Here is a 7,654-nt window from a genome sequence, read left to right as displayed (position 1 = left end):
GAGGGGGACCAGCGAAGCTGGTGGAGGGATTCTGGTGAAATTTTTTCTTGAATTGCAGATTTCACAGCAAAATCTCTCAGTCAGCTTGCGGCTGTCAGCTCAGTTTGGGTGTCTTTTTCAAGGAAGCCTAATTTATAAAGTAGGGGGCGATGCCCACATCGCCCCGATAAATCCTGAATTGTGCCGGCAGCTGAGGCTCTCTCTGTCAAACTGCCTGTCCCACAAAAATTATTTTCAGATTCCTGTATAGCTAAAATCAGCTATATTTTGATTTAGAAAGACAAGTTTCACATTCCGAAACTTTGAAAAAGAAAAAACTCAAAAAAATGCTTGACAGTACCCCGAAGTTGTGCTATAATAATTATCGTTGCAGCACACGAGTGCTGGTGTAGCTCAGTTGGTAGAGCAGCTGATTTGTAATCAGCAGGTCGGGGGTTCAAGTCCGTCCACCAGCTCCAATATTCTACAACATACATATGTTACATGGGGGAGTTCCCGAGTGGCCAAAGGGGGCAGACTGTAAATCTGTTGCTTCTAGCTTCGATGGTTCGAATCCGTCCTCCCCCACCAGAAAACAGGCAAACCCTTCGGGAGTTTGCCTGTTTTTCTTTTTCGCATGTGTATGGATTGTAGAGCAATACATATCAGGCAGCCCTGCATAAGCTTTGCACGGTGCTGTCTGTGCAGAATCGGCGGACAGGCTTTGATGCCGGTTCGCGAAACCCATACCATAGGAATGAGGAGAGAATTATGGTTCGTGAGGATTTGAGAAATGTTGCCATTATCGCACACGTTGACCACGGTAAGACAACGCTGGTAGACGAAATGCTGAAACAGGGCGGTGTGTTCCGTGAAAATCAGGCTGTGGCAGAACGTGTCATGGACTCCAACGATCTGGAACGGGAACGCGGTATCACGATTCTGGCAAAGAATACTTCGGTACGCTACGGCGATACCAAGATTAACATCATTGATACACCGGGACACGCTGACTTCGGCGGCGAGGTAGAGCGTGTACTGAGCATGGTAGACGGTGCCATTCTGCTGGTCGATGCCGCAGAGGGTCCGATGCCCCAGACACGTTTCGTACTGTCCAAGGCTCTGGAAATGAACCTGAAGATCATTGTGGTCGTCAATAAGATCGACCGCCCCGATGCCCGTCTGGACGAGATCGCAGACGAAGTGCTGGAACTGCTGATGGATCTGGATGCCAGCGAGGAACAGCTGGAGAATACGCCGTTCCTGTACTGCTCCGGCCGTGCAGGTACCGCAAGCTTTGACCCCCACGGTGAGGGCAAGGATCTGAAGCCGCTGTTCGACACCATTATGTCCTATGTGAATCCGCCGGAGGGCGATCCGGACGCACCGTTACAGATGCTGATCTCCTCCATTGATTATAATGAATACGTGGGCAGAATCGGTATCGGCAGAATTGAAAGAGGTACCATTCAGGTGGGACAGCAGGTACTGCTGGGCAACTACCACGATCCGGAAAATACCCGCCGGAACAAGATTGTTTCCCTGCTGCAAATTCAGGGCTTGCAGCGTGTGCCGGCAGAGAGTGCGACCGTAGGCGACATTGTCTGGATCAGCGGTATCGAAAACATCTCGATCGGAGATACGGTCTGTGCACCGGACGACTTCGAAGCACTGCCGTTCACCAAGATCAGCGAACCGACTGTGGAAATGACTTTCAGCGTCAACGACAGCCCCTTTGCCGGTCAGGAAGGCAAGTTCGTCACCTCCCGCCAGCTGCGTGACCGCCTGATGCGGGAACTGCTCCGTGACGTTTCTCTGCGTGTCACCGAAACCGACAGCACTGATGCGTTCCGCGTTGCCGGCAGAGGCGAAATGCACCTGTCCATTTTGATCGAAAACATGCGTCGTGAGGGCTATGAACTGGGCGTTTCCACACCGCGTGTTCTGTTCCACGAAGTAGACGGCAAGCGTTACGAGCCCATCGAGGAACTGTCCATTGACGTGCCGGAAGACTGTGTCGGCTCCGTCATGGAAAAGCTGGGCTCCCGTAAGGCGGAATTGCAGGATATGCACCCGCAGGGCAACCGTACCCGTCTGACATTTTTGATCCCGTCCCGCGGTCTGTTCGGTTACAAGAGCGAATTCCTGACCGACACCAAGGGCGAGGGCATCATGAGCAGTGTATTCTATGAATACGCACCGTATAAGGGGGAGATTCCCCGCCGCAGCACCGGCTCTCTGATCTCTTTCGAAACCGGCGAAGCTGTCACCTATGGTCTGTTCAACGCACAGGAACGCGGCTCCCTGTTTATCGGTGCCGGCGTACCGGTGTATGAGGGCATGGTCGTCGGTGCATCGCCGAAGGCAGAAGATCTGGTAGTCAATGTCTGCAAGCGGAAACACCTGACCAATACCCGTGCCAGCGGCAGCGATGATGCTCTGCGTCTGGTACCGCCCCGCAATCTGAGTCTGGAAGACTGTCTGGAATTCCTGGCAGATGATGAGCTGCTGGAAGTAACGCCGAAATCGCTGCGGATCCGCAAGCAGATCCTGAGCAACCAGCAGCGTGCCAAGATGCGTGGTAAGAAATAAGTCCTAGCATTTTTGGGTTCCCCCGTTTCAGAGAGGAATGAAAATATGAAACAGTTTTGGAAAAAGACACTTTGGGCAGCCCTGCTGACAGCAGCATTTGCACTGTCTGCCACCGGCTGCGGCGATGACAAACAGCCAGCCAGCAGCACGGCGAATTCCGCCAGCTCTGCGGCACAGGTAGCAGACAGCAGCACTGCACCGGAAGAAACTGACAGCAGTGCGGAAACAAACGTGTTCCAGTATGAGATGAACGATGACGGCACCGTCAGCATCACCGGCTATCAAGGCATGGAAGCCGTTTTGGAAGTGCCGTCTACCGTGGACAATTATGTGGTTTCTGCCATTTCCAACCATGCCTTTGAGGCAAACCAGAATCTCACGGAAGTGACTTTGCCGGAGGGCTTGTCGGAAATCGGCGAAAGTGCGTTTATGGACTGCGGCAGTCTGACCACCGTACAGATTCCGGAAACCGTGGCACAGATCGACCGTGCAGCTTTTGCAGGCTGTTCGGCACTGACCAGCATTTCTCTGCCGGAAACTGTTTCCACCGTCATGGAGGAAGCATTCACCGGCTGTACCAGCCTGACTGATCTGACTGTGGCGAATGCGTCACTGGAATATGACCGCTGGGGACTGGTAGAGGGCAGCGAGCCGCTGGGCGTGACGATTACTTGCCCGTCCGGCTCTGCCATAGAAACATGGGCAGCTGCCAACGGCATCAGCACAAAAACATTCGGATAAATCATAAAGACAAAGCGTGGGACAACGCGGGTGTAGTTCCCTACAGGACAAACCATATGGTGTGTAGGAAAAACCGGCAGCTGCCCACGCTTTTTTGTTTTGGAGGAAAACATGATGAAACACATCTGGAAACAGGCACTGGCTCTGCTGCTGGCATGCGGCATGGCGGCAGGTGCAGCCGGCTGCGGCGAAAAGAAAGATAAGGCGGAAAGCTCTGCGGCAGAGAGCAGCACAGCGGATTCTGCCGATTCCATAGAGCCGGTGACAGAATCCGATCCGGACAACATGAACTACAAGCTGACCTACGATAAGGACAAGGTGCCGGACGAACTGGCAAATACCATCGCCCTGTACTTTTATGCAGTGGACACCCAGAACTATGACCTGTATCTGGAGCAGATCAACCCGCTGTACCGGACATCGTTGGAGAGCCTGCTGCAAGAGCAGTACGGCTACGGACTGGAGAACAGCATGGAACAGCTGCACCAGAATCTGGTGAACTATGCCGGCACCGATAACTTTACCATTCAGAGTCTGGAACTGGCACAGGCACAGGAAGTGCTGGCGGAGGACTTCGAGGAAGATACCAATTTTGTGCAGGAGTACCTGAACGCCTATACACAGGCATTCGGCGAGGAATTCACCAAGGATCTGGAAGAACAGTCCGATGCGATCTATGATATTGCCGTGACCATGAAGGGCGAGAACAGCGACGGCGAGGAGATCACCATTCTGGACAGTCTGGAAATTCTGGCGGCAGAGGCAGACGGCAGCTTCGGCGTGCTGGGATAAGCGGAAACCGACACAAACGGCAGTACGGCTGCCCGCGTAAAACGTGCATCTGTTTTGGCTGAAAAGACATTTCCAAAATGGATTTTCATGATTTCCCTGTGAAATGCTTGACAATTTCGCCGAAAAAGCGTATAATAGAAAGTACCGTGTTGCAATTTTCAATGAAAATGCGGAAAAGTTTTGGAAAAAATGAAAGCAGTAGGATAAGCTGTATGCTTTTTTCCACAGGAGGGTATTGACAATGCATAGAGTATACAATTTCAGTGCAGGCCCTGCGGTATTGCCGGAGGAGGTTCTGCGTGAAGCAGCCGATGAAATGTTGGATTATCAGGGTACTGGCATGTCCGTAATGGAAATGAGCCACCGCAGTGCCGCTTTTGATGAGATCATCAAGACCGCAGAACAGGATCTGCGTGACCTGATGGGAATCCCCGATAATTATAAGGTACTGTTCCTCCAGGGCGGTGCCTCTCAGCAGTTTGCAGCAGTTCCCATGAACCTCATGAAGAACGGCGTAGCAGACTATATCGTTACCGGTCAGTGGGCAAAGAAAGCTTATCAGGAAGCCCAGAAGTACGGTAAGGCTGTCAAGGTGGCTTCTTCGGAAGATAAAACCTTCTCCTACATTCCGGACTGCTCCGATCTGCCCATCGATGATGATGCAGATTATGTGTATATCTGTGAGAATAACACCATTTATGGTACAAAATATAAGAAGCTGCCCAACACCAAGGGCAAGACGCTGGTCGCTGACGTGTCCTCCTGCTTCCTGAGTGAGCCGGTCGATGTGACCAAGTACGGCGTGATCTACGGCGGCGTACAGAAGAACGTGGGACCTGCCGGTGTCGTTATCGCCATTATCCGCGAAGACCTGATTCCGGAAAAGCCGGCTGTGGAAAACACCCCCACCATGCTGGCATGGAAGACACAGGCAGACGCAGATTCTCTGTACAACACTCCGCCCTGCTATGGCATCTACATCTGCGGCAAGGTCTTCAAGTGGCTCAAGAAAATGGGCGGTCTGGAAGAAATGCAGAAGCGGAATATCGCCAAGGCAAAGGTGCTGTATGATTTCCTGGACGAGAGCAAGCTGTTCAAGGGTACTGTCCGCAAGGAAGACCGTTCTCTGATGAATGTACCGTTCGTTACCGGCGACAAGGACATGGATGCGAAGTTCATCAAGGAAGCAACTGCTGCCGGCTTCGTGAACCTGAAGGGTCACCGCACCGTTGGCGGCATGCGTGCATCGATCTACAACGCAATGCCGATCGAGGGCGTAGAAAAGCTGGTTGCATTCATGAAGCAGTTTGAAGCAGACAACGCTTGAGGAGAGGACAGCATAATGAAATATTCCATTCAGACACTCAATAAGATTTCCAAGGCAGGCACAGACCGGTTCTGTGATGCTTATACCATTTCGGACGATGCCAAGGATCCGGACGCAATTCTGGTTCGCAGTGCATCGCTGCACGATACCTCGTTCGGGGATAACCTGAAAGCCATTGCCCGTGCCGGTGCCGGCGTGAACAACATTCCGCTGGATCGCTGCTCGGAGGCTGGTATCTGCGTATTCAATACACCGGGTGCAAACGCCAATGCCGTAAAGGAACTGGTGCTCACCGGTCTGCTCATTTCCTCCCGTAAGATTCCGGAGGCAATGGCATGGGCAGCAACCCTGAAAGACGGCGAAACCTCTGTGGCAAAGCAGGTGGAAAAGGGCAAGAGCCAGTTCGCCGGTCCGGAGATCAAGGGCAAGACACTGGGCATTATCGGTCTGGGTGCCATTGGTGCACTGGTGGCAAATGCCGCTGTGGCACTGGGCATGAAGGTCGTTGGTACAGACCCGTTCCTGTCCGTTGGTGCTGCACTGCGTCTGGATCCGTCGGTAACGGTCGTAAAGACACAGGACGACGTATTCGCTGCCGCAGATTATCTGACCATTCATGTACCGTTCAACAAGGACACAGAGGGCATGATCAACGCTGCCGCGATCGCAAAGATGAAGGACGGCGTTCGCGTGCTGAACTATGCCCGCGGCGAACTGGTCAACGATGAGGATATGATCGCTGCATTGGAAAGCGGCAAGGTGGCTTACTACTGCACCGACTTCCCCAATGCCAAGACCTGCAACGCCAAGCACATCATTGCTACCCCGCATCTGGGTGCATCGACACCGGAGAGCGAGGACAACTGTGCAAGCATGGCTGCCGATGAGCTGATGGCTTATCTGGAACAGGGCGATATTCGCAACAGTGTCAACCTGCCGAATGCACAGCTTCAGGCAGTGTACACCAAGGTTTGCGTCATTCACCGGAATGTGCCGGCAATGATTTCTGCCCTGACTTCTGTCATTGGCGAAGCCGGTGCCAACATTGAGAACATGACCAATGCCAGCAAGAAGGATTACGCGTATACCATTCTGGATATTGACGGCGTAACCGACGGCATGATCGAAGCACTGACTGCTATCGACGGCGTACTCCGTGTACGTGTGATCGAAAAGTGATCTGTGCGTATAGCCTTTGGCATCTGCCCGAATTTTCGGGTTGAAACGGTGTGAAAGCACCGAATAGATTGCATTTCCAGAGTAGGAAATCGTGCGTTAAGTGTCCGTCAGACGGGGAGTTGCTGTCGGGACGAAAAGCGAGAACGATCGCTTGCGGTACGGTTTCCGCATCCCGCTGAATGTATCATAAGAAGTCAGAAATCTCTCAGAGAAAACACCTCTTATGCTGCACGAAGCAGAAACGTTTTGTACTGCCGCAAGGCAAAGGAGGTATTTTTTCATGAGAGATTTTTTGTCTGTATTTACGGATTCCGCAAAGGAATTCACCAAGGTTCGCAGTCTGGTGACTACATCGCTGCTGGTGGCTGTTTCCATGGTCATCGAGATGTTTTCCATTGACATCGGTTTTGCCAAGCTGAACTTTGCGTTCCTCGCTATCGCCATTATCGGCATGCTGTTCGGTCCGTGCATGGGAATGATGGCAGGTTTTGCCTGCGACATCGTGGGCTATCTGGCACACCCCAGCGGCGGCTTCCTGCCGGCATATGTGCTGGTCGGCGGTTTACAGGGGCTGTTCTACGGGCTGTTCCTGTATCAGAAGTGGAGTGGTCACAGCATTCAGTTTGTCAGCAACAAGACCGGCAAGACTACGGACATCACCCTGTATCTCCGTGCGATCGTGGCACGACTGGCGGACGTTGTCATCATCAACCTGCTGATCCAGACCAAGCTGAATCTGCACTACGGCTTTATTCCGCAGGAGGCGTATGGTGCGGCGATCGTGGCACGTGTGGCAAAGAATGTCATCGAGTTGGCGATAGACCTGCCGCTGCTGTTCATTCTGCTGCCGGTGGCACTGAAAGCCTACCAGCACATTTTCCGGCGGTCGGTATCGCCAAAAGTGGCTGGATAATTTCAGGCAACCCACAACTTCCGTATAAATGAAAACCACCCGCACACGGTACTTTTTACTCTGGAAAAGTACTGTGTCGGGTGGTTTTTGTTTAAGGTAATACCGCACAAAGATTGTGCGACAGATGCGTC

7 protein-coding genes, 2 tRNA genes and 1 riboswitch are annotated in these 7,654 nt (G+C 52.5%); all 9 genes read left to right on the top strand.

All coding sequences use genetic code 11. The features are described 5' to 3' along the window. Window positions 1–250 (top strand): hypothetical protein (locus tag RUMCAL_RS16300; RefSeq protein WP_021682822.1); only part of this gene is annotated, 250 nt, incomplete at its 5' end. Between the two features lie 132 nt (window positions 251–382). Beyond that, window positions 383–458, top strand: a tRNA-Thr gene (locus RUMCAL_RS10395). 27 nt (window positions 459–485) lie between these two features. Next, a tRNA-Tyr gene (locus RUMCAL_RS10390) sits at window positions 486–570 on the top strand. 180 nt (window positions 571–750) lie between these two features. After that, the gene (typA, locus tag RUMCAL_RS10385; protein WP_021682821.1) at window positions 751–2,571 is read left to right on the top strand and encodes a translational GTPase TypA; all 1,821 of its coding nucleotides are present in this window, start codon (window positions 751–753) and stop codon (window positions 2,569–2,571) included. A gap of 45 nt (window positions 2,572–2,616) precedes the next feature. Continuing rightward, window positions 2,617–3,312: a leucine-rich repeat domain-containing protein gene (locus tag RUMCAL_RS10380; protein ID WP_021682820.1), complete on the top strand. Its 696-nt coding sequence runs from the start codon at window positions 2,617–2,619 to the stop codon at window positions 3,310–3,312. 111 nt (window positions 3,313–3,423) lie between these two features. After that, window positions 3,424–4,104, top strand: a complete 681-nt coding sequence (locus tag RUMCAL_RS10375) for a hypothetical protein (RefSeq protein ID WP_021682819.1) — start codon at window positions 3,424–3,426, stop codon at window positions 4,102–4,104. A gap of 241 nt (window positions 4,105–4,345) precedes the next feature. Further along, entirely contained in the window at window positions 4,346–5,431 is a 1,086-nt protein-coding gene (gene serC, locus RUMCAL_RS10370; RefSeq protein WP_021682817.1) for a 3-phosphoserine/phosphohydroxythreonine transaminase, read from the top strand. Window positions 5,432–5,446: 15 nt separating this feature from the next. After that, the gene (locus RUMCAL_RS10365; RefSeq protein ID WP_021682816.1) at window positions 5,447–6,610 is read left to right on the top strand and encodes a phosphoglycerate dehydrogenase; all 1,164 of its coding nucleotides are present in this window, start codon (window positions 5,447–5,449) and stop codon (window positions 6,608–6,610) included. A 75-nt stretch (window positions 6,611–6,685) separates the two neighbouring features. Next, a riboswitch (THF riboswitch) is annotated at window positions 6,686–6,790 on the top strand. 100 nt (window positions 6,791–6,890) lie between these two features. Further along, window positions 6,891–7,523 carry a folate family ECF transporter S component gene (locus RUMCAL_RS14725; RefSeq protein WP_051343812.1) on the top strand — a complete coding sequence of 211 codons (633 nt, stop codon included), beginning with the start codon at window positions 6,891–6,893 and terminating at the stop codon, window positions 7,521–7,523. The last annotated feature ends 131 nt before the right edge of the window (window positions 7,524–7,654 follow it).

It is taken from the genome of Ruminococcus callidus ATCC 27760 (assembly GCF_000468015.1).
Taxonomy (GTDB): domain Bacteria; phylum Bacillota; class Clostridia; order Oscillospirales; family Ruminococcaceae; genus Ruminococcus_C; species Ruminococcus_C callidus.
Note: the sequence above shows the minus strand (reverse complement) of the source record. Positions and strands in the feature narration are given on the sequence as shown.

Excerpts from the sequence above, each read along its gene's own strand:
- typA (WP_021682821.1), top strand. The coding sequence starts at position 751 with ATGGTTCGTGAGGATTTGAGAAATGTTGCCATTATCGCACACGTTGAC.
- RUMCAL_RS10380 (WP_021682820.1), top strand. The coding sequence starts at position 2,617 with ATGAAACAGTTTTGGAAAAAGACACTTTGGGCAGCCCTGCTGACAGCA.
- RUMCAL_RS10365 (WP_021682816.1), top strand. The coding sequence starts at position 5,447 with ATGAAATATTCCATTCAGACACTCAATAAGATTTCCAAGGCAGGCACA.
- RUMCAL_RS14725 (WP_051343812.1), top strand. The coding sequence starts at position 6,891 with ATGAGAGATTTTTTGTCTGTATTTACGGATTCCGCAAAGGAATTCACC.
- RUMCAL_RS10375 (WP_021682819.1), top strand. The coding sequence starts at position 3,424 with ATGATGAAACACATCTGGAAACAGGCACTGGCTCTGCTGCTGGCATGC.
- serC (WP_021682817.1), top strand. The coding sequence starts at position 4,346 with ATGCATAGAGTATACAATTTCAGTGCAGGCCCTGCGGTATTGCCGGAG.